This window comes from Arcticibacter pallidicorallinus (genome assembly GCF_003002875.1).
In the GTDB taxonomy this organism is placed as follows: domain Bacteria; phylum Bacteroidota; class Bacteroidia; order Sphingobacteriales; family Sphingobacteriaceae; genus Arcticibacter; species Arcticibacter pallidicorallinus.
Genome location: NZ_PVTH01000001.1, coordinates 639,751 through 663,342, shown reverse-complemented (window position 1 = coordinate 663,342; position 23,592 = coordinate 639,751). Strand labels below are relative to the sequence as shown.

Below are 23,592 nucleotides of genomic sequence, written 5' to 3'. Positions count from 1 at the left end.
ATTATTTTATTAATTGTAAGGCGGAATCAATTGGATACCGCTTTCCACGTTCAGTCGCGAACTTTAATTCTTTGCCCGCATATTTCACCGTACAGGTATTACCCGCTTTCGATAGCACGCTAAGGTCAGACAGTTTTCCGTCTTTCCATTTCATCTCCAGCTCAAAGCCTCCGCGTGCGCAGAGTCCTTTGATCTCGCCATCTTTCAGTGCTGACGGCAGTGAGGGAAGGATATCGAGATATCCTGAGTGGCTTTGAAGCAGCATCTCCGCAATTCCGGCGGCTCCTCCGAAGTTTCCGTCGATCTGGAAAGGTGGATGGGCGTCGAATAGGTTGACGTATGATCCTCCGCCTTTCGCTGCGGGACTGATCAGCATGTGAACCATCTTCCAGGCGTGATCACCATCTTTGAAGCGCGACCAGAAGTTAATCTTCCAGGCCAGGCTCCATCCCGTACCTTCATCTCCCCTGTAGATCAGAGATTGTCTGGCTGCCTTCATCATCTCCGGATCTTTATCCCAGGTGATGTCCGCGCCGGGATGCACCCCCCAAAGGTGGGAAACGTGTCTGTGCTTATTGGTTGTGTCGTCAATATCAACCGTCCACTCCTGCAATTGTCCGAAGCGGCCAATCTTATTTGGTGTCAGGCGATCGCGGTTACTTTTCATTATTTTTCGTAATTCACCATCAGTATTCAGGATCTCTGAAGCCTTGATACATGCACTGTACAGGTCCCGGATGATCTGATGGTCCATCGCCGCTCCCATCACCAGTCCACCCTGCTCAGGCGAGTTAGTAGGGCCGCTGACCAGCAAACCTGTAGCAGGATCCTTTACGAGGTATGAATTGAAAAACAAGGCCACTTTACGCATCAGCGGATACGCTCTGTTGCGTAGGAACTCTTTATCCTGGGTATAGTTGTAACGCTCCCACAGGTGTGTGCTTAACCACGCTCCTCCGGAAACCCAGATGCCGTGGTTGGAGTTATTGATAGGTGCTGTTCCTCTCCAGATATCTGTATTGTGGTGTACGACAAAACCAGGAGCATTATAGTATTTCCGGGCAGTTTCCGCACCGGTTTGGCTTAATTCTTCAATCATGTCAAAAAGAGGCTCGTGCATCTCCGACAAGTTGAGGCTTTCGGCCGGCCAGTAGTTCATCTCCAGGTTGATATTCGTGGTGTACTTGCTTCCCCATGATGGTGTGAGCAGGTCGTTCCAAATACCCTGCAAGTTTGCGGGCCGGGTACCGGGACGCGAGCTTGAAATCAGGAGATATCTTCCGTATTGTAAGTACAGCGCAGCGAATGCAGGATCGTTATTCTTAGCAAATTGCTCGATACGCTGATCGGTGGGAAGCGTGCTTTCAGAAGAACTACCAAAAGATAAAGACAGCCTGTTGAAATACTGCTGATATTCATTCAAATGTTTGTTCAGCAGACTGCCGTAGCTTTGCTGTGCCAGCTTTTCCATATCCGCTTTGGCAAGGGCAGCTGCATCGCCAGATACATCTTTAAAATTCTTATAGTTGGTGGCGGCAGTAAGATACAGCACTACTTCATTGGCACCACTGACATGGATCTGTCCGTTTTTCACTCTCGTCTTTCCGCCGATAGCGTTCACCTTCAAAATGCTTTCGCCTTTGAGAGCGCCGTCTTTCACCTGCAAAGAAAGGCCAAGAGTAGTTGGGTCGATCACCCGTACTGCGGATTGCTTGTGAGAACTTCTTAATCCCGCCTGAAAGTTGATAGACTGTTTTTTGTCGGAAGTTATGCGCACCACCAAACATTGGTCTGGCTGACTCACAAAGTATTCTCTCGTATAACGCACCCCTTTGGATACGTAGGTCGTTTTGGAAATAGCAGTCGTCAGGTCCAGCTCACGTTTGTAATCTGACACACCTTTGGAGGCATCAGGAAACGTTAATAGTAGATCGCCGAACGGCTGGTAGCTAGCCTGATAGGTACCCACCAGAGGCGGATCATCATCCTGGATCATGTACTTCCACGATCTGCTTAGAATAACCGCCTGCTGTTCTGAAGCGCCTTTAGGATATACTCGCATTGGACGCGAAGTATCCTTGTAACCAACAAGTCCGCCTTTATCGAAATAGTTTAAAACTTGTATGGAGATGTGATTTACGCCTTTCTTTAGTTTATCTGCCGATACGACGTACATTCTACCGTCGGAAGCATTGGCGGTTGTGCCTGCCAGGTGACCGTTGACATAGGTAAAATCATGATCACGGATCTTGCCCAGATCAAAGACCAGATCTTTTCCGGCCCAGTCATCAGGAAGCACAAAGGAATTCCTGAGCCACACCGCACCGTCAAGACCTTCTAAGCCAACCGTTTCCCATCCGTTAATCGCTGGCAACTGTATGGTCTTCCATTTGCTGTCGTTGTATTTTGCAGCAGAAGGATTGCTTTTCAAACTGGCGAGGTCTCTGACCTTTTCTACCCATGGAGCTCTCTCCTCTTCTTTGGACTTTAGGCCCATAAAGTGCTTCGCAGCCAGAGCTTCCGCTTCTTTTTGCTTACCTGCAAAAAGCAACTGGCGTATATCGTTGAGATATTTTGCGCCATCGGGCATATTGTAATCTCTCGGAGAGTCTGTCCAGAGCGTTTCCTCGTTGAACTGAATATGCTCCCGATTAACTCCTCCGAAAACCATAGCACCTATTCTGCCATTCCCAAGAGGAAGGGCATCGGTCCACTGCTCAGCAGGCTGGTTATACCATAACTTAAGGTCCTGTGCCTGCAGGGATCCGCTGAGGAAGCCTGCAAACACAAGACCAAGCGTTAAACGCATGTTTTTTATCATTAATCTAACTTTATTTTTTCCTTCACATCAGCTTCCTGAATGACAACTGTCTTTACATTTCCGAAGTGATTTGCTTTACCTACGATATCGCTTGTTTTAGCACCTTTAGCCTTCAGATAGACCTCAGTTCCTTTAGCAGGGAAGGCGTTTTGAATAATCGCGCCTTCTACGTTCGTTAGCTCAATAATCGCTTCGCCTGCAACTGGCTTCTGAGACCTAACATCATCTATCTGAAGTCCGACTACATTTTCTGCCTCAACTACAGGACCCTTTTTGTTGTTCACACGAACATTGTGGAACTCGATATCCTTGGAATTCTTGATCCGGAAGCCAGTCTGCATATCCATATTCATGTTGTTGAACGAAACATTCTCGATAGGCATTTCTTCTAAACCGTTCAGGTATCCCGCACGGTTTCCGTGAGCAGTGATATTGCTGAAGTGGATATTACGGAAAGCCGGTGTACGTTCTGATACAGGCTCTACTGTTGTGGTAGCATACTGCAGATCCAAAACGATAGCCTGATCGCGGATATTTCTCATGATCACGTTATTTACACGGATATCCTCAACGACACCACCACGTCCACGTGCTGATTTAATACGTAAACCACGGTCTGTTCCGTCAAAAACGCAATTCGAAATGGTCACTCTTCTAACGCCAGCGGACATCTCACTTCCGATTACCACACCCCCGTGACCTGATAACATGGTACAATTGGTGATCGTATAATTTTCTGCAGGGACGTTGGCCTTTCTTCCTGAGCGGTCTTTACCAGATTTAATCGTAATACAGTCGTCACCCGTGCTGATATGGCAATCTGAGATATGCACATTACGGCATGACTCAGGGTTTATACCATCCGAGTTCGGCGAATCAGGGTTATTGATCGTCACTTTAGAAATTGTAACGTTATCACAGTATTGAGGATTGATGGTCCAGAAAGGTGAATTCGTGATAGTGATCCCTTCTATCAGTACATTTTTGCAATCCATGGTCTGGATGAAAGGAGGACGAAGGAAACCGCGCTCGATCCAACCGGGAAGGTCTGGTGCAAGCACGTCTTTATTCAGACGCTTGAACTCTTCCTGCCAGCGGGAAGTAGGGATCTTTTTCACGTGAACCTCAGAATAAGCCCACCATTTCTTGCCATGACCGTCGATCAGCCCCCGTCCTTTAATAGCGATATTCTCCGCATTAATTGCGTAGAACAGCGGCGAGAAATTCATTACATCAGTACCTTCCCAACGGCTTTTCACCATCGGCAAATAATGATCGAAATTATCACTGAAATGTATCTCAGCACCGGCCTCAATATATATGGTAATATTACTTTTCAAATGAATAGGTCCCGTAAGATATTTACCTGCCGGGAAGTAAACCGTACCGCCACCAGCTTTTGACGCTGCCGCGATTGCCTTTTTTATTGATTCGGTAGCAAGCTTACTGCTATCGTTCTTTGCACCATATTTTAATACATTATAATGACCCTGCGCCGAAGCGGTTGTAACATAAAAACACGTTACGATGATGGTCAGGATCAAACCCAACTTAGTGTACCTTTTCATTTTATAATTTAGCTTTAACTTCTTTTAACTTTGCTGAATACATCACCTGTTTCCCGTCTGCGAATACGCGGAATCCTTTTCCTTTACCGTACTTCTCGCCTGTTTTATCCCAGAGAACAGTGATTATCTTTCCGTGGTACAAGACGTTATCCAAACAGAACCAGTCCCATTGATCCTGCGGAATAAGAGGTTGGATGTGCAGAATATTATCGTCTGAAGGCTTTAAGCCAACAAGATCATTAATGATCAGATCACAGTAACCTGAGTGGTTGTAGAAACGGCTTCTAGGGTTATCACCCTTTAACCAGTAACCCGTTTTTTCGTCCTGATACTCTCCCAGGTAGATTTCACCGTTAAAGGTATGCGATACAGCGTATTGCTTCAGTTCATCGAAAAATACTGCGGGTGAGCTGGTGCTATTTTTTTTGTAGTTGTTTAGGAAATTAGACAAACCTTTAAGTGTTTGTGTAGTGGCAAACGGCCAGATGGCTCCGTCCCACTCACATCCGTGACCAGACCCACGTGTACGGAATGTTGGTTCTCTGCGCTCTGCGGTAGTTAAACCCCAGGGAGCGTCGAAACCAGCGGTATCCGTTATCTGCAACCAGGCTTTAGAATACTCCTTTTTATCGGGTACCAGGTTGAAGTACCAGGGAATAAAACCTATAGCCTCACGAGGCGCCAGGGAGCCATCTACTTCTAGTTTGGCAGCGAAGAATTTTCTGTTCTTATCCCAAAGGCTGTCGAGTACCAGCTTTTTGATGGAGCTTGCCTTGCTGTTGTAAACGTTTTTCAGGCTGTCCTGACCGAACAAGTCGGCCATCTTTGCAATAGCCACGGCATTACCATACATATAGCTATTGATGGAAGGACGTCTGTTCTTCACCCTGCGGCCTCCGCTGACAGATTCCTCCATCGCGTCTTTAACATCGTACTGCCAAAACAAACCACTTTCTGCCTGCCTCTCCTGCTCCCAGATACCGTAATCTTCTGTTAAAGCAGGCAGGATATGTTTTACATAGTTCTTGTTCTGATTAACCAGATAAAGATTGTAAACGGCATCATCTACCCAGCTACTAAACCCATGAAACTTTGGAGCGGCGAAGGTTTTATCCTTCAACAGCCAGAAGTCCAGATACTGATTGATATATTCTGAATTATGAATCCATCTTCCTTCGTAAACCTGGTGACCCAACGCGCTGCTGATGGCATTGTACTTTCCGGCATGCTTTACAGGAGTTATGAATTCTGTAAAGATGAAGCCCGCGGGAGTTTCTTTCAAATGTTTTCTGAAAGACCACCATCTGTAATAGTACACTTTCTGCATGGCCGAATCCGGACATTCAAATAATGGAACGTTCTTAGACAGCCAGTCGAACGTTTGTGCATTGGGCACATAGTTCTTAACATCTTCGCTGTCTAACGAATTAAAATAGTTGGTATACTCCCGGAGTTGATCCGTGCTTAAGACGCGTGCCTTGCTCTGTGCTGATACGTCTTTCCCAAATAAGACTGCCAGCATCGCAAAACCGAAACATTTAAGCATTTTGTGCATCGTCGTGTTCATATATGTGTGTGTGGTATTTTCTAATTACGTTGACTCTGTTATTCAAACAACCAGTCTATATCTTTTTTATAACCCTTAACCCCTATTCCTGCATCATATAACCGCACCTGGTCATTGGCATCAACAAATCCGACAATCACGCATGCTCCTTTGGCCAGAGTAAGCTTATTGCGGCCTTTAGGAAACGAGTACGAATGGATATTCACAGGAGCAAAAGAGCTCGCCAGCAACGCATTGGCAATCTTAATTTCTGACTGTCCGAAGTCGTTCGCACTAACGTCATGCTCCAGATCCGGCGGCGTTAACAAACCCGGATTCTTCTCATTGAAGAAGCCGACCAGTACTTTAACAGGCTGAGCCGAAGTAAACTCTATGGTTGTTCCGTTTTTGATCTGATCGCGTTTAGATAGTTTCAACCCCTTCAGTCCAGCAATCTCAGAAGCGAACTCTTCGATCTTCAAAGTAGTGTCTGAATAGACTTTCGCGTTTTTTTCTACAGTGAAATATTCCGGACGCTTATTCAAAACCGTAACCGGCACGTTTCTGTATCTTATCACCTTAGCGGTAGCTTTGTTATTTGAGGGATTTTTGAGTGAATCGATACTTCTGCGGAAATGCTCAAGCTCCTTCTCATAAACAGGCAATACTTCCACCCAGTGCTTATAGGTGGCATCTACGCCTCGCATTGGAATCTTACGATGCTTGGTTTGCAAGCTGTTCGCGTACAGATACGTATCTTTCGTCAGGTCGGCAAGCTTGCGGTAATGCACTACACTTTTTTCCAACAGCGGCAGAGCACGCTCCAGGTCAGAAATATCGTCTGAGTATTTATATCGAAGGATCGAAAGAGCCGCCTCTACCTTAGCGGAAAAGAAGGCAGCAAGCTCATTATAGCTGTATACATCATTTTTCAATCTTTCAAACTCATCTTTATTCTTACTCACACCAGCAGACGCTGCTTCTATAGCCTCTATTGCTTTTCTTCCGTGAACAAGAACTTCTTCCGCTACGATGACAGGAGTTTCGCCAATATGCTTTTGCTTATTCCACTCTTTCTCGGCGTATTCAATGATCATCTCACCTTCAGGAGCTTCAGACTCGTAAAGCATGGTAAACAGATTGTAGCGGAATGGGTTGATCAGTTGCGTCATCGTCATACCCAGTGTTAGCGTCTGACGGTTTCCATCGGTTATTCCATAACGACGTAACAGCTTGGGTGCTATTTCACCAGTTTCTTCATACGCTTTAAGAATATTCTCAGCAGCCTGTGGAGTGGCACCAAAAGTTCCGGCTAACTGGTCAGACCAGTAGGTAACTTCTTTTGATCTGTCGCGGCGACTATTCCAGGCATAACGTGCCCAGGCCTTGTACCATATAGCGTCTCTTTCTACCTGAAGCAGACGATTTTTTGCTTTATCAGCGGCATAAGGCCAGTCCCAGTAAGAAGCCTGTGGATAAACGTGAATGGCATTAGACTCATATATCTCATGCATAGCCTGAACCGATTTCTGAATGAAGTCAGCAGAGCCGTATCGGAATGGTTCCAGGTTAGCCAGGATATGTACGTTCTGTACGTGAACAGTGCCGATTCTGCTCAGTTCACGGTGAAGCTCCGCCCATGAGCCACGCGGTGTATAAGTAGTTAAGGCCTCTCCGTTGAACTTCGCCATCGTATACAGATTCTTATATATAGGCAATGATTCTTTCATCACGATATCAGCGTCTGTATCATGCGCTCTTAGTACGATAGGCGGCTGGATGTCTGTGCCTAATGCTTTCAAGCCATCTTTTACGCCGGGAATGATTGTTTTGGTGAACCAATCGACATCATCCTGACCTCTACCTTCCATCGCCTCTCCCAGAGTAACCAGCAAGCCGACATTCGGATACTTCTCTACAAACGCAGCTATAGACTTTTGCGTATAATCAGCTATGATGGGAATGATTGGACGGTTTCTGTCCTGAGTAGCTAGACCGTGCTTCTCGGCGAAAGGCTTAGGAATGATAATATTATAGAACATCTGAATAACCCAAATTCCTCTCTTATCCGCTTCGGCAGTAAGAAAGCGGAAGACCTCCTCGTTCTTTTTGAACGTTTCTTCACTTACTTCAAGCGCATAAGGATATTCCTTAACCTTCACGAGCGAAGAAAAAGGGTGTCCATTCCACAAATACAAGGAATTGTATCTGTTCTCGACTAACATATCCAGATATTGAATCCAGAGTTCCTTGTCATAAAACCAGGGAAAGTCTTCGGGTGTATACGGATATTCGTACATTCCTCTGCCGGGAAGCTCAGTTGGCTTCTGCAGACCGATAGCGGTACCCCGCAGCACCATTTCAGGATGATCGTTTAACGTGAGATTTTGAGGAAGCTTACCTGTTGCGTTAACCTGATCCACCAGCTCAAGGCATCCATAGAGTGCTCCTGTAACATCAGATCCGACAATGGTCGCCCTGTTATTTGAGGAGGTGCTTATGGAAAAACCTTCTTTATGATCAAGGTTGGCAACTGCGATTCCGGATTGCTTAAGAAGCTGTCCGGCCTGTGCTTGGCTCTTCTCCGTAATCAATATAGTATTATTTCGAGACGGGAACTTGTTTTGTTGCTGAACCCTGGCTTTGTAACCAGCCTTATTGAGTGCCTCGGCAAGTTTCTCTGCACCGAACTGAATGCGCTGATGCGCATCCTTGGATATCACAATGGCTATATTACTCTTTTTGTCAGAAGAAGAGTCTGCTGAGGCCGATCCTCCATAAAATGCCAATACCGTACAACATAAATAAATAAAATACCTCATCTATAATTCGATCTTGTTTCTAATTAGGTTAACTGATCTTTTAGGTTACAATTATCAGTCTTCAAAATTAAAAGCAAGCATCGGTTGTTTCTTGTACAAAATTCCCAACATACTATAGCATGTTATCCTAGGCGTTAACAAAGCTGTGACAGATACGCCTGGCGCTTTCTGGGTTTTATCCGGGTATCCGGGTATCGGCATGTACTCCCGCTTCCTTTCCAAACCTGCGCAACATCACCAGATGCGACTTCAGCGCAGAGGCAAAAGTGGGGCTTTCAATATAGGGTATATTAAACTCCTGAGCCGTCTGTTTTACGATCCTGCTGATAGGGCCATAGTGTATATGGCAGATATTGGGAAAGAGGTGATGTTCTATCTGACGATTTAGTCCGCCAAGGAAGAACGCAGCTAACTTGCTATTTGTCGCGAAATTTGCAGTCGTACGCATTTGGTGCTCCGCCCAGGCTTCTTCGATATTTCCCTGTGAATTAGGTGAAGGAAAATCAGTTCCTTCAACGACATGCGCCAGCTGAAAGATAAGTCCCATCGTGAGCCCCTGAGCCAGGTGCAAAACAAGAAAGCCGATCAGAAACTGCCACCAAGTTATATCGAGGACCATCAACGGCAAGATTATATAGAGAAAATAATATACCGCTTTATAGAAGAAGAGGTTGAAGTACTCCCTCCCGGGATGATTCATCTCCTGTTCACCGATTTTGGCCTGAAAGAACTTTTTATAGTCTTTTCGAAACACCCAGGATAAAGATGCCAGACCGTAAAGTGGAAAAGCATACCAATGCTGGTAGCGCTGGATGCGGTTTACGGGTTCCTCTTCGGAGATGCGTATGAGCCCAGGCGCCACTTCAATGTCTTCGTCGTGTCCGGGAATATTGGTGTACGTATGATGCACCACGTTGTGTGTAATGCTCCACACATAAGGGTTTGCTCCGATAAAATTGAAAACATAGCTAAATAGTTTGTTTACGCGCCTATCAGAGGAAAAGGAACCATGAATGGCATCATGGCATATATTAAAGCCCACAAACGCACAGAACATCCCGAGCAGAATGCACAGGACAAGCATCCCCCCTACAGACATCGCATTCGATATGATAAGAATATACAAGCCAATGAATCCAGAGAGGAAGAAAATAGTCTTTGCCCACATGGCTGTGTTAGCGTTCCGGGAAATCTTGCCCTCTTTAAAATAGGCGTCCACCCTTTTGCGGGTCGTTGCAAGAAAAAGCGAATTGCTTGTGTTTTTAAATCGTATTTTACTCATTGGATTGATGTGAGACACTACTATTTTACAATCCAAATGTTTTGAATATCGGGTATTGAAATAAGTCTTGACTATTTACGGAGGTGGGATATTTATTATTAATTTCTTTGTATAACTCTTTAACGCCAAACACCATTCTTTGTTGTAAAAATACGCTTCGATGTTTGAAATAAGGAAGTATTTAACGCAGAACAAAAATTATCAGCCTATCAGACAAGCAATCAGCTACCCTGAAACAATCTTTTTGCATAAAAACATTGCACTTTTAATCCAACATCCTATATTTGCTCTCCTTAATGCCCGGGTGGCGAAATTGGTAAACGTTGCGGTCTCAGAAGCCGTTGGGAATTGTCCCTTGAGAGTTCGAGTCTCTCCTCGGGCACCTAGCATTAAGAAAAGTCCGGGTGGCGAAATTGGTAGACGCACCACCTTGAGGGGGTGGCGCCTGTACGGGTGTGTGAGTTCGAATCTCATCTCGGACACGAAAAGGAAAGACGCGAAAGCGATCTTTCCTTTTTTATTTTAGCAACTTACTGCCTCCCTGCTTGCTCTCCCCGCCCCAGTACATGGAGCAGGCCCCTACTCTGTTTTACCAATAATCTTTAAAGTCCTTTCATCTTTGCTGCCCTTGAAGAATTTGTCCAATACAGCCTCAAAGACGGGGTCAGCTTCATCCAATGAGCAAAACAGCGTCATACAGGACTTTAACTTAAGGTCATCAGGAGATCCGAAGATCTTGTTGGCGTTACTCTCCTCTAACTGGAGCAACTGATTCGTGATTTTCATCAACCTGCTTCCTAACAGCTCGTGGGCAAAAAACGTCTCCGCCTCGCGCAGGTCCTTCAGGGCATAATATTTCGAGGTCTCCGTAGACCCCAAACCTTGAATTTGCGGAAATATATACCACATCCAGTGGCTCCGTTTTCGGCCATTGGCTATTTCGGCAAAGGCCGTTTCATAATCATCGTCCTGAGCGCTGACAAATCTTTCAAGGTCGTATTCTTGAGCCATATTAGTAATTATAAGAAACTATAAATCACCATGACAACAACTTATACAAAGCGGTGTTTGGGGAAATAAAAACAGATTTAAGAATGACAATTCACTCTTTTGCTTTCCACGAATTGACAGGCTAAAGTCTTTTTCTTTTGCAGAGCACTCCGGAAAAAAAATTTGAAGCATTTTTGCAGCCGCGTTTCACGATGTCTTCGTAATGCATTTTCAATAATGAAGAAAACAATGCTGATCATATTTTTCGTTCTGATAGCTATAGCTATCCTCGCTGCTGTTATCTTGAGCAAAGAAATCTTTGGTGCCCGGCCCTCGGGCGCACGTTTGGAACTTATTAAAAAATCCAAAAACTACAGGGACGGAAAGTTCCAGAATCTCAATCCTACCCCTTCGCTGACGGAAGGGCATAGTTACCCCGGGGTGATGTACAATTTCCTGTTTGGCAAAAAAGATCATGTAATACCTGAGGATAGCATCCCCTATGTGTGGACTAACTTAAAAAGTATACCGAAGGAAGTAAATGCCCTCATTTGGTTCGGTCACTCCTCTTACTGGATGCAGATCGAGGGAAAGACCGTACTGGTAGATCCGGTACTCAATGACCATGCCGCACCTTTCAAAGGAATGAACAAGGCTTTCAAAGGCGCAGCGTCGTACACAACCGATGATCTTCCGGATGTTGACTATCTGGTGATCACACATGATCATTACGATCATCTCGACTACCATACGATTAAGAACCTGAAAGGCAGAGTCGGAAAAGTGATATGTGCGCTGGGCGTAGGCGCTCATTTCGAGAAATGGGGATACCAGCCATCGCAGTTGATCGAAAAGGACTGGGGCGATAAAATTATCCTGGATGAGCACATCAGCCTGCACCTCACTCCTGCCCGACACTTCTCAGGAAGAAGCATCTTTTCGAATAATACGCTGTGGACGTCGTACGTACTGGAAACAGCCTCGAGAAAAATATTTCTTGGTGGTGATAGCGGCTATGATAATCACTTCGAGGAGATAGGCAGGCGATTCGGTGGCTTTGATCTGGCCATACTGGAAAACGGACAATATAATGTGGCCTGGAAGTACATTCATGCGTTGCCGGAGGATGTACTTCGGGCGGGCAAAGATCTCCGGGCCAAAAGGATATTGCCTGTTCACTCGGGGAAGTTCGCGTTAGCGGCTCATTCCTGGCATGAACCTCTATCCAGACTTAGCGAACTCAATAAAGCTGCGGGTCAGGTGCTCATTACACCGATGATCGGCGAAGTGGTAAACATTGACGATGAGGATCAGGTATTCAAACATTGGTGGCTGGGGTTAAAATGAGAAAGCGGCTCCTTGTTTGGGAACCGCCTTCTCCATATCCGAAATACTATTGATAGTCGGGGTTTTGGGCCAGCTGATTATTAGATGCCTGAATCTCCGCCCTTGGGATAGGCAGCCAGTAATGCTGTGGCATAAAGGCTTTTCCTTCCAGCGCTACTTTCCGTTCATATCTTAAAGTGCCGTTATTCTGTTTAGTAATGTTGATTCCATAAACGGGCACGTTCTCGGTCACGTCGGCAATTTTCCAACGGCGAACGTCATAATAGCGATGCTCTTCGAAGGCGAGTTCAACCCTTCTTTCGCGGACGATACGCTCGCGCATCTGCTCGCGACTTAGGCCCGCAGGTATAGCTGGCATGCCTACTCCTGTCCTGCCACGAACAGCATTGAGCGCAGCGTAGACGGATTGATCGGGACCGACAGCTTCATTCTGCGCTTCCGCATAATTCAGCAGAATCTCCGCGTATCTGAAGTATATCCAGGGCTGGAGTCCGGCAACATTCCATGGATTATTTATCGGCATACTCTCATCGACGAATTTCCTGAGGTAATAGCCCGTTTTGGAAGTATTCCAGTTAGAGGGCCCGTCTTTGCTGTCGAGGCCTCCCGGCACAAAAGTTTCCACATTACGTCCGCGATATGGAGCACCGTTGTATAGCACGGTAGCCGTTAGTCTCGGATCGCGATTAGCATATGGGTTTTGCGGGTCATATCCCGAGGCAGGATCTGTAATCGGAAACCCTGTTGTAGTTTCATACGCATCAACCATATTCTGCATCGGGAGATTTCCACCCCAGCCGTCGTAGCCGTTAGGTCCGTTCGCGATTTCCATCGGCACGTGCCTGGACCCGATAGTATAGTACCTGGCGAAAATAATCTCGTTGCTATTGCCCGGATTGATAAACAAGTTCTGATAATTAGCATGCAAGCCATAGATGTTTAAGTCCATTACCGCCTTTGCTGCAGCAGCTGCTTGCTCCCAGGATCCGGCGTTGTAAAGCGGACTCGCTGCATATAGCAACAGACGCGATTTAAGTGCGAGTGCAGCTCCTTTTGTTGCTCTGCCGGCTAACCAGGTCGAGCTGTTTGATAAAGGTAAGCCGGCTGCAGCTTCATCCAATTGTGCTACTGCATAATTGATGCATTCAGCAATGGTGGCCCGTTTAAACAACTCCGGGTCTGAAAAATCGTCACCTAAATTATATACTTTATCTCCCAGCAGGGGTACTCCCCCATAGTTTCTGATCAGATCCTGATAGCGAAATGCCCGGATAAACTTGAGTTCTGCTATCAGGAGATTTTTGTGACCGGTGCTCATCGGCACCTTATCAACATTAGCGAGAGCATAATTTACCTCGCGGATGCTTCTATAACTTCTGGACCAGATGGCTCCCGCTATACCCGTATTTTCCGGAGATAGCTGACCTCTTTGTATCAGCCAGGTATTGTCATCATTATTGTAGAGTGATTCGTCTGTTAAAGAGCTCCACATGGCGTACTCGAATCCACGTCCGAATCCAGGCAGCGTTCCTTCCGCTTCTTTATCTGTCATTCGTGTTCCCAGATACCTGTTAATAACGAACGATTCAAATAACGTAGAGTCACCGATAATAGCGGCGTCGGTCACACGATCCGTTGGTGTGACATCTAAAAAGTCCTTCTTGCAGGAGGCCAGCGATATGGCCAGCAAGGATATATACAGGGAGGAAATTATTCCTTTAGATGATTTCATAGTAGTGATTAAAACTTAACATTAACGCCCAGGTTGATAATTCTTTGCTGAGGGTAGAACTGGCCACCCTCATGGCTGCCTTCGGGATCAAAATCTTTCACTTTGGTAACCGTAAACACGTTGAAAGCGCTCGCATAGATGCGGATTCCCTGCATCTTTATCTTGTCCAGCGTTTCTTTAGGCAGACTATAACCCAACTCAATATTTTTCAGCCTGAAGAAGGCCGTGTTAAAGAGCCAAAAGTCGTTGCGGTAGAGGCCGCCACTGATTGCCGTAGATGCTCTTTCGGGAACGCGGGGGTAGCTTCCCTCCAGGTTAGAAGGACTCCAGCGGTTGTCAGCCCAGGTCTGATAAAAGTTCCCGACAGTTCCGGCCTCGGTGAGGACATACTGCCTGACCCGTGATTGTCCGGAGAAAACCGCCGACAGATCGAAGTTTTTATACGCTGCGTTCAAATTTATACCGTAAGTGATCTGAGGGATATTACCGAAATCTGTTCGTATCTGATCGTCGGCTGTGATCTTTCCATCATTGTTGAAATCCAGGTATTTCAGGTCGCCAATTTGTGTACCGGGCACATGAGGATAGGCGTTTAACTCTTCCTGCGTTCTGAAGATACCAATTGATTCATAAAGGAGATACGTACTAAGCGGTCGACCTGTTTCGCGTTGGTGATCAAGCACAGCCGGCGACTCATCTTTAAACTTCACGTTGCTTTTAGCATAAGTAATATTTCCAGAAATCCCGTAGCTAAAGTCGCCACGGTGGTTATATCCCAGAGTTGCTTCCAGCCCTTTGTTGTCGACACGTCCGATATTCTCCGAAGGAACCAGAGGTTCTGACGAATCAGAGGGGAATGGATTCACAATACCGGTTACGCCGGGAACAGAGGCATTTCTGGAAAGCAGAATATCTGTTCTTTTTTCGTTGAAGTAGATAAATTCGAGGCTTATATCCCTGAACAGGGTGGCGTTTAAGCCCAGGTCGGTCTTGATGGATTTTTCCCAGGTTATTGCAGGGTTAGCCAGTTTAACCAGATCCAGTCCCGGGTAAACCCCGCTTCCCAAGGTATATTGATTATTGAAAGAGTAATTGTTGGCAAACTGATTTCTCGCCACTCTGTCGCCACCTAACTGACCGTAAGAAGCTCTTAATTTCAGATCATTGACGAACCTTATACCGTCTTTAAACCAACTCTCTTCTGATATCCTCCAACCTGCGGATACACCGGGAAAGTAACCAAATCTGTTGTCCTCCGGGAAGATGGAGGAACCGTCTACACGCAGCTGAACTTCCGCCAGGTATTTTTGCTGGTAGTTATAATTTGCCCTACCGATGAAGCTGACACGGCTTTCTCTCCAGCTAAATCCTGAATTGGTACGATCGGTTGGATCCGTTCCTCCTTGTGATAGCTCAGGCGTCAGCGTGGTGGGAAAGTTTCTTCTTCCGGCTTCAAAATGTTCTACAGTCTGCTCACTTTGCTCGTAAGCAACAAAGCTATTGATACTATGACCACCAAATGTCTTTTGGTAATTGAGCTTCAGGTTCGCGGTCATGAGTGATGTATTCTCCTGCATCTGATTCAATGAAGCTTTCGGCTCTCCGACCGTTCTGGAGGTATAGGCATCAGTGTTAGTATTATAGGCGTAAACCAGATAGGGTGTTACGAAATTCCTTTGAGAAAACTGTCCCTTATCAAGAGCATAGAAGCCGTCTATAGAAAGTCCGCTGACAAAAGGGAGTGCGTAACTCGCTCTTAAGATACCATTGAAGTATAACCTCGGGTTTTTCGTCAGGCCACCCGCATCCGTTACCATCATTACAGGATTGTTGTTCTCAATACCCGTAGAAGGATAACCGTTGGGGTAGGTAGCGACCACTGTTGGATAGGCGCGATAAACAGATCTGAAGATATCTCCTGCCCCAGCGACAGGAAACTGCCTGTTCTCCTGCCTTCCCGCGAGCGAAAGCCCTATTTTGAAGTCTTTCGTAATATTGGCTTCGATATTGGAGCGCAAATTATACTGCTTGTATTTGGTAGCGCCATCTTTGTAGATACCATCCTGATCAAGAGTTCCGAGAGAGATGAAGTATTTTGTAAATTCCGTTCCACCATTAACGGAAAGGTTATGCTGACTTTGAGGCGCTGATCCTCTCAATGTGGTCTCGATCCAATCGGTGTTGGGGTAGTTGACAGGATCGGAACCATCCTTAAATTTCGCAATTTGCTCGTTCGTGTAAAACTGATTCATGCCCCCCGCAGGATTGTTGTAATAGTTAATCTCATTTACGATAGAAGCATAGCTAGCAGCGTCAGCCATTTCAGGCAGGCGGGTTGGTGATGAAAATCCCTGGTTGAAGCTGTAAGAGATGGAGGGTTTTCCGGTCGTTCCTCTCTTTGTCGTTACCAGGATGACGCCATTAGCAGCTCTGCTTCCGTAGACCGCTGCAGAAGCGTCCTTCAGGACTGTAACGCTCTCTATGTCGTTAGGGTCTAGCCGCTCGAATCCACCTAGCTGACCGGGTACGCCATCCACAACGACCAGCACATCCTTGTTTCCGGTTGTGGATATCCCTCTGATACGGATTTCCGAATTATCGTATCCGGGCTCGCCACCACGGTTAGTAGCTATTACCCCTGAGAATCTTCCCGCCAGGGAGTTGGAAAGATTGGGTTGAGGACTCTTGACCAGTTCGGCACCTTTTACCTCTGAGACGGAGCCGGTAAGCGTTGCCCGGGTCTGGGTACCATACCCCACCACAACCACTTCATTCAGCGATTTAGATTCAGGTTGCAGGCTCAGGTTGATGACGGTCTGGTTGTTCACCCTCACTTCCCGCATTACATAGCCAATAAAGCTGAACGTTAAGACGCTGGATCCTGAGGGTACATTGAGCTTGTAAACTCCGTCGGCGTTCGTGGAAGCGCCGGTGGTGGTACCTTTAACCAATACGCTGACTCCAGGCAAAGGAGCACCCTGCTCATCGGTTACTTTACCACTCACAGGGATTCCCTGCTCCATTAAGGCTATGGAGTTTTTAGCCTCCCTTGCAAACAGTCCGCCTGTTAACAATAGGAAAATTAAAGAAAATAAGATCTTTCCCCTTTTTCCATAAAGAAAGAGGACGTCAGGTAGTTGTCGTTTCATATTAATTGGCTTATAAAATGTTTATTCCGATAGATAGTAATGCCCGCAGATGCATAACCTGTGGGGTAGATTAGTTTCAACTAACCAAAGTTAATCACGGTAAGCCCCTATTCAGGAGGGGTAAATTCGTAATAAAGCAGGGAAAATCAGTAATAGAGCTATGATTCTTGAATTTCTATCGACATCCTGTTCAGCTTGTAAGATTCGTGAAAAGACTTTCTATACTTTTTTATGTACTCAGAGGGTTTCATACCGAAAAGCTTCGTAAACTGCTCCCTGAAATATTTGATATCATTAAATCCAGCCTCGAAAGAAGCCTGACTTACATTGCAATCAGAGTTGATCATCAGCTCCGCAGCTTTCCGAAGACGCACGTAGCGTATAAATTCGCTCACCGACTTGCCTGAAACTGACTTCACCCGCTTGTATAGGTTGGAATGACTCATACCCAATTCCTCAGCAAAGCTCCTCGCAGTGAACGAGGGATCCTGCAAATGTGCCTCAATAACCGATATGCACCTGTTAAGGAACTCCCGGTATTCAGGAGATATCTTAAGGTTATCTGATTGAAGCGTGATATGATTGTAGAAGTACTGCTGAAGATTATTACGACTTTTCAACAGATTAACGACTCTTGCCACGAGCATTTCGCGCTCGAACGGTTTAGTAATATAATCGGCAGCACCTGTCTCTATCCCTTTTAACTTCACTTCATCCGAAGTAGCAGAGGTAAGAAGGATTACTGGGATATGATTAAGCGCAGCGCTTTCCTTGATCTTCTGGCAAAGCTCAATCCCCGTCATTTGAGGCATGGAAATATCGCTGATTATGATGTCAGGCGAATAGCGTTCGGCCATGCGCAAGCCTTCAAGGCCGTCGCTGGCTTCCAGGACGTTGTACGATTGAATAAAGGTCTTCCTGATATAATTGCGAATCTCCGCATTGTCATCGACGATAAGAAGCGATAAACGATCAGATACCTGAAGCTCAATATCTGTCAATTCCACTGCATCCGGGCGGTCTGACGTTTGGTCGTCGACGGCAGTTTCATCAAGTACCGCATTCGTTTCCGATTGACTTTCCTGTATTGAACTGAGATCCAGGTTGTCAAAGTGTGACAAACCCTTCAACAATGTAATGCTGAAAGTAGAACCCTTTGCTATTTCGCTGACATAGTTTACAGAACCCTTATGCGTAGAAATAAATGTTTTGACCAGATAAAGGCCTATACCAAAGCCGTTCTTGTATCCCTTTTCGGGATTTGTAACCTGATAAAAGCGCTCGAAGATCTGATCGCCGACGTCCTCCGATATCCCTTTCCCCGTGTCACTCACTTCGATCAGCACGTCACCGGCTTGGTCAGTAAGAGAAAGAGATATACTACCGCCTTGGGGAGTGTATTTAAAAGCGTTGGATACCAGATTAAAAACAGCTATCTCCACTTTCTGCCTGTCGCCATAGATTTCAAGATCCCGGCTATCACAATGGAAAGAATAATGGATCTTTTTGGAGCTTGCCTGGCTATTAAAACAGAGGAACACCTCATAACAAAGGTCATGAATATTGAAGCTGGATATTGTAAGTTTATCGTCTTCGCCCTCCGCTTTCCCGAAGAGCAAAAGCTGGTCTACCAACCTCAATAGCCGCTTGGCGTTGCGGAAGACTCCCGCCATATCATCCATATTCACCCTCTTTCCTTCCGAACTTAGAAGCTCCTTAACCGGATTCATAATTAAGGTCAGCGGTGTTCTGAATTCGTGAGCGATATGGGTAAAAAAGGAGATTTTCTTCTCGTTCAGCTCCCGTTCCTTTTGGGTATTGAGGTTAGCCGACTGAATCTCATAACGTAGCTGTGACTGCCGTAAATGGTAGCTGATATAAAAATAGATCAAGCTGAAAACAGCGAGAACGTATAGCGTGTATGCCCACCAAGACCTATACCAGGGAGGCAAAACTTTAATACTCAAAACCGTTTCACCACCGGTCCATAAGCCGTCTTCATTGGTCGACTGAATTCTCAACAGGTAATTACCTTCCCATAGCTGAGAATAATTGGCTGTGCGGGCTTTTCCTGAATAATTCCAGATATTATCCCAACCTTCTAGAATGTACTTGTATAAGATCCGGTCCGTTCCCGAATACTCCGGAGTAGTGTAATCAATGGAAAGCACAGCTTTATCATAGGGCAACACCAGCTCTGATATCGAGTATATACTGGCTTGCTTTTCAAAGCTTTGATCTTGCTGAATAGGAATATTGTTGATGCGGATTCCCGCGATAAGCACCTTTGAAGGGTTGGATTCGCGGCGTACTTCACTTGGAGAAAAAATATTAAACCCCTTGATGCCTCCAAACAAGATTTCGCCTGACTGGAGCTTCAAAGATGCATTGAAGGAAAACTGATTGCTCTGTAAGCCGTCTTCTTCGTAAAAATTAATGAATCGTTTATTCTTCTGGTCCCACTTGGAAAGCCCGTTGAAGGTGCTCATCCACAAGTTACCGGATGCATCCTCCTGAATATTGAGAACACTGTTATTGCAAAGCCCCTCCCCCTCTGTCATGACGGAGAATGTTCCGCTTTTCCTATAATCAAACTTAACCAAACCGGTATATTGCACCCCGACCCATAGATTCCCATCCTTACCGCAAACTATCGATCTAATCTGATTTTTAAGATTATAGATGCGGTGTTTCCCTGACTTTTCGTCAATTTTAACAAGCTGACCATACTCCGTTCCGAGCCAGACGTTTCCCTCATGATCCTCGCCGAAGCTGGTCACATATTTAAACCTGGAGTCAATGGGCTGGAAGCTCTGTGTCTTTCGATTTAACTTGTATGTAGCATCGCTGCCGAAAGATGTTCCGGCCCAGATATTATTCTTTGAATCCTTAAATAACTTCCAGACGTTCCTGTCTTCCTGTCCGTTATTGATACACGCAAACCGGGTGAAAGAGCCGCTCTTTCTGTCATACCTATTGATCCCTCCACCGAAAGTGGCCACCCAAATGACGTCATCGTCATCCCGAACGATACTGGTAATATTATCATTGCTGATAGAGGATGGCTGATTCTCGCTATGCGTATGATTGTGAAAGGTATTCGTCTTCCTGTTCCACACCGAGATACCGGCTCCGTCTGTTCCCACCCACACACTACCGTTCTTATCTTCGCAAAAAGAAAGCACGAAATCACTTATCAGGCTATTTGGACTATTAGGAAGATGGGAAACCTTCTTAAACTTGTTTTTCTTTTGATCTAACAGGTTGACTCCTCCCCTGAGTGTACCTAACCAGATGCGGTCTTCGTCATCACTATATATGGACGTGACGGCATTACTGCTTAGCGCACTTCCGTCTGGAGCACTAACTATTTTCCTCAGTCCGCCGGTCTTAGTATTGAGAACCCCAACACCGGCTCCGTCAGTTGCTATCCAAAGCTGTTCGCCCTGAAACCGAAGGTCCATCACTCTCGGAGCAGACAAATCCGCCTGCTCGCGGATAATATGGTCGCGATCTTTGGAATGGACATCATACTTAAGCAGTCCATTATCGGTAGCAATCCACAATGTATTGTCCTTTGCGATCATGCGGTTTGCCCTGCGTACAGATCGGCTTACAAGCCGCATCCGGTCAGTGGAGATAGTGTAAACACATAATCCCATGTTCGTAACCATCCAGGCTTGGTCAGGCCTGAAGGCGATGGCATAAACGTTGTATTCAAGGGCTTTTCCTTCTCGGTCGTGGAAGCTGATCTGTTTCAGTGGCTGACCAGCTCTACGAACTAACAAGCCCTTGCGCTGAACGCCGACAAAGACACTGCCCTTATCGTCTGCCTTAACGGTATAGACCGGGTCAGTAGCCCTGTAGCTCTTGCCCTCATAAGAAAACACAGGTGTGGAGAATCTGGATGTGTAATGATCAAATACAGAGAGGCCTCTGCTCGTACCAATCCATAACGCGCCTTCGTTGTCTCCGGCAAGATCAGCTATCCGGTTATGGATCAAGCTTTCCGGATCTTTAATATTACTCTTGAAAACATTAAAGGAAAACCCATCGTAGCGGTTGAGGCCATCATCTGTACCGAACCACATAAATCCATAGCGATCCTTGTAAACAGCGTTGACGGAGTTGTTAGACAGCCCCTTTTCTATGCTAAGGTGTGAAAAAGGCGCCTGGGCCTTTATTTGATAAAAAATAAATATAAAAACAACCGTAAATCCCCAAGCCTTCATGGTTTCCTAATTGGCAGTATGTATTTTCCCTACCTGTCTATTGACAGGTAGGGAAAAACAAACATAGCTGAAATTTTGGGGTATATCGTACTCGTTTTTTATTCTGTTGCAACTGTGAAGAAGAAGTTTATACGGGTTGGTTGAACCAGGGCGGATTCGTCCGGAGCACATCCTTGTAGACCGGACAGTCTTCGGAATGCGCACCCTTTAGAATACCGATACTGAGTAAAAACTCGTTTACGATCTCTCCTCCTGTGAACTTAAAAGTCTTTTTAAAAAGCTTTACCCATTCCTCTTTGGATTTAGGATGATGACCTAGCAACCAGTTCTGAAATGAACCATGTTCTCGTTGCAGAATCAGGACAGACTTTGCATTTTCAATTGCAGCATTGACCTTCAGCCGGTTTCGAATAATTCCAGGATCAGAAAGCAAGCGTCCTCTGTCTGCTTCTGTATAGGCGGCGACCTTGCTAATGTTGAAGTTGTCGTAAGCTTTTCTAAAAGACTCCTGTTTTTTCAGTATAGTCTCCCAGCTAAGTCCCGCTTGATTAATTTCAAGAATGAGCCTGCAAAACAGTTCATCATCATTATGGATGGGAAATCCGTATTGAAGATCATGATAGGCTTTATGAATAGCCTGCCTGTCTTCAGGCATAGATCTTATGGCATTGCAGTAAGACATGATAGCTTTTTTATAACAGCAAACCGATCATTCTAATAACTACTTTCTTCTCTCGAACTCTAAACTAGCCAAGATAAACGGCCCTATCGCTTTGCCTTCATTCTGGGTAACGGTAACGTCTTTACCGCAGAGATAATAATTAGCCGTTCCTGTTCTCGAGATATCTTTCAACGGACCCAAACCAGCGGAAGCGCATGATTGCAGGATATTGATCTCTCCATTTTCTCCCTCACGAATAAAGTTGCTAAGCAGCCCGTTGTACGCTTTATCAGCGACAGGAAGATAGGTACTTCCATCTAAAACTCCGAGGCGGATTCCTTTGAAATAAGCATAGGTAAACATGGCGGACGCAGATGATTCCAGATAGTTTGCGTTATCACATTTATTATAGATGTCACCAGCTACTTCATCGCCCTTGCCGTCGGCCTTCTTTGAAGCATCGTATTGCAGCAACTGATACCAGGAACCGCTTTTATCCTGATATTTCGCAAGTCCCGCAGCCACCTGATTAACGATATTGCTCAGGTTTTTATAATCAGCATGATCCTTAGGCATCACCTCAAGAACATCGACCAGCGCCGCGAAATACCATCCCATTCCTCTTCCCCAGAATTCTGGAGAGCAACCTTTGAAGGGTCCGGTCTTACTAGCCCAAAACGAGTTTTCATCAGAAGGATCTGCACTCCAGGCATGATAATTAAGCTGTTTGTCCTGATCATAGGTAAAACGATGAATCGTTTTAAATTGATGAGCTATATCATCCCAGGATTTGAGGTTCGCATCATCTCCTTCTTCTTTACCATACGCATCCTGCCATCCGGCGTAAAGTGCGGGACCCATATATAAACCGTCTAACCACATTTGATTCGGGTAAATTCCTTTATGAAAGAATCCGCCGGCTCCCGGCAGGGAATTCCCGATACGACTGTGCTGAAACTTCAGCTTATTTCTTAAAAAAGTTGCGCAGTCTTTATAGCGTTTTGCATCTGCTGTATTTCCTTTTCTTTCTTCCTCTTTAGCCAAGGCGAAAAGGATTTTCCCTGCAGCCAGATCATCGATATTACTTTCTTTGACATGAACAGTATCCAGACCTTTCAGGCAATGATCGGCATACGTCTTAACGATATTGTAATACTCTTCTTTCTCAGGGTATTGCTCCCAGGCTTTTAAGATACTATACGCCACTAAGCCCGGCACATAGTCCCAATGCGCCTTGGCCAGTTGCTGCTCATTTCGGTTTGTATTAAAGGTTTTCATCGCCCGGTTCTCAACCATTTTCTGAGAATAGGAAGACTTGCTTTTAACGCCCTTCAAAGCTCCCGAGCAAGACGACAAGATAGATGCACTGAGAAGAATATATAAATACTGTTTCATATCCGGGCAAAATAACGATTTTTTAGACAATCCTTTCAAGCAATAAA

General features: G+C 45.6%; 12 protein-coding genes and 2 tRNA genes. 3 read left to right on the top strand and 11 right to left on the bottom strand.

Features of this window, described 5'->3' with window-relative positions:
- Position 1: 1 nt before the first annotated feature.
- From B0I27_RS02680 to B0I27_RS02660, 5 genes are all read right to left on the bottom strand, one after another.
- Positions 2 to 2,809: a glycoside hydrolase family 95 protein gene (locus tag B0I27_RS02680; RefSeq protein WP_106291258.1), complete on the bottom strand. Its 2,808-nt coding sequence runs from the start codon at positions 2,807 to 2,809 to the stop codon at positions 2 to 4.
- Positions 2,810 to 2,820: 11 nt separating this feature from the next.
- Complete coding sequence (locus B0I27_RS02675; RefSeq protein WP_106291089.1) at positions 2,821 to 4,389, bottom strand: glycoside hydrolase family 28 protein; 1,569 nt, start codon at positions 4,387 to 4,389, stop codon at positions 2,821 to 2,823.
- 1 nt (position 4,390) lies between these two features.
- Positions 4,391 to 5,911: an MGH1-like glycoside hydrolase domain-containing protein gene (locus tag B0I27_RS02670; protein WP_245925410.1), complete on the bottom strand. Its 1,521-nt coding sequence runs from the start codon at positions 5,909 to 5,911 to the stop codon at positions 4,391 to 4,393.
- Between the two features lie 83 nt (positions 5,912 to 5,994).
- The gene (locus B0I27_RS02665) at positions 5,995 to 8,757 is read right to left on the bottom strand and encodes an alpha-d-galacturonidase (protein WP_106291087.1); all 2,763 of its coding nucleotides are present in this window, start codon (positions 8,755 to 8,757) and stop codon (positions 5,995 to 5,997) included.
- 175 nt (positions 8,758 to 8,932) lie between these two features.
- On the bottom strand, positions 8,933 to 10,039 hold the full coding sequence (locus B0I27_RS02660; RefSeq protein WP_106291085.1) for a fatty acid desaturase family protein: 1,107 nt from the start codon (positions 10,037 to 10,039) through the stop codon (positions 8,933 to 8,935).
- Between the two features lie 298 nt (positions 10,040 to 10,337).
- Here B0I27_RS02660 and B0I27_RS02655 point away from each other — a divergent pair.
- Together B0I27_RS02655 and B0I27_RS02650 are read left to right on the top strand one after the other, a co-directional pair.
- Positions 10,338 to 10,421 (top strand) — tRNA-Leu (locus B0I27_RS02655).
- Between the two features lie 16 nt (positions 10,422 to 10,437).
- A tRNA-Leu gene (locus B0I27_RS02650) sits at positions 10,438 to 10,521 on the top strand.
- A 97-nt stretch (positions 10,522 to 10,618) separates the two neighbouring features.
- Here B0I27_RS02650 and B0I27_RS02645 read toward each other — a convergent pair.
- Positions 10,619 to 11,050 (bottom strand): DUF1810 domain-containing protein, encoded by a 432-nt coding sequence (locus B0I27_RS02645; RefSeq protein WP_106291083.1) that lies wholly within the window; start codon positions 11,048 to 11,050, stop codon positions 10,619 to 10,621.
- Positions 11,051 to 11,266: 216 nt separating this feature from the next.
- On the opposite strand from B0I27_RS02645, the gene B0I27_RS02640 reads away from it, so the two are divergent.
- A complete protein-coding gene (locus B0I27_RS02640; protein ID WP_245925409.1) occupies positions 11,267 to 12,376 on the top strand; it encodes an MBL fold metallo-hydrolase in 1,110 nt (369 codons plus the stop codon).
- Positions 12,377 to 12,422: 46 nt separating this feature from the next.
- Here the strand turns inward: B0I27_RS02640 and B0I27_RS02635 are convergent, their stop codons facing one another.
- The 5 genes from B0I27_RS02635 to B0I27_RS02615 form a co-directional block, all read right to left on the bottom strand.
- Positions 12,423 to 14,108, bottom strand: coding sequence for a RagB/SusD family nutrient uptake outer membrane protein (locus B0I27_RS02635; RefSeq protein WP_106291081.1), 1,686 nt, complete (start codon positions 14,106 to 14,108; stop codon positions 12,423 to 12,425).
- An 8-nt stretch (positions 14,109 to 14,116) separates the two neighbouring features.
- The gene (locus B0I27_RS02630; protein ID WP_106291079.1) at positions 14,117 to 17,257 is read right to left on the bottom strand and encodes a SusC/RagA family TonB-linked outer membrane protein; all 3,141 of its coding nucleotides are present in this window, start codon (positions 17,255 to 17,257) and stop codon (positions 14,117 to 14,119) included.
- Between the two features lie 158 nt (positions 17,258 to 17,415).
- Positions 17,416 to 21,489 (bottom strand): hybrid sensor histidine kinase/response regulator transcription factor, encoded by a 4,074-nt coding sequence (locus B0I27_RS02625; RefSeq protein ID WP_106291077.1) that lies wholly within the window; start codon positions 21,487 to 21,489, stop codon positions 17,416 to 17,418.
- 127 nt (positions 21,490 to 21,616) lie between these two features.
- Complete coding sequence (locus B0I27_RS02620) at positions 21,617 to 22,171, bottom strand: DNA-3-methyladenine glycosylase I (RefSeq protein ID WP_106291075.1); 555 nt, start codon at positions 22,169 to 22,171, stop codon at positions 21,617 to 21,619.
- A 39-nt stretch (positions 22,172 to 22,210) separates the two neighbouring features.
- On the bottom strand, positions 22,211 to 23,545 hold the full coding sequence (locus tag B0I27_RS02615) for a glycoside hydrolase family 88/105 protein (RefSeq protein ID WP_106291073.1): 1,335 nt from the start codon (positions 23,543 to 23,545) through the stop codon (positions 22,211 to 22,213).
- Between the last annotated feature and the right edge of the window lie 47 nt (positions 23,546 to 23,592).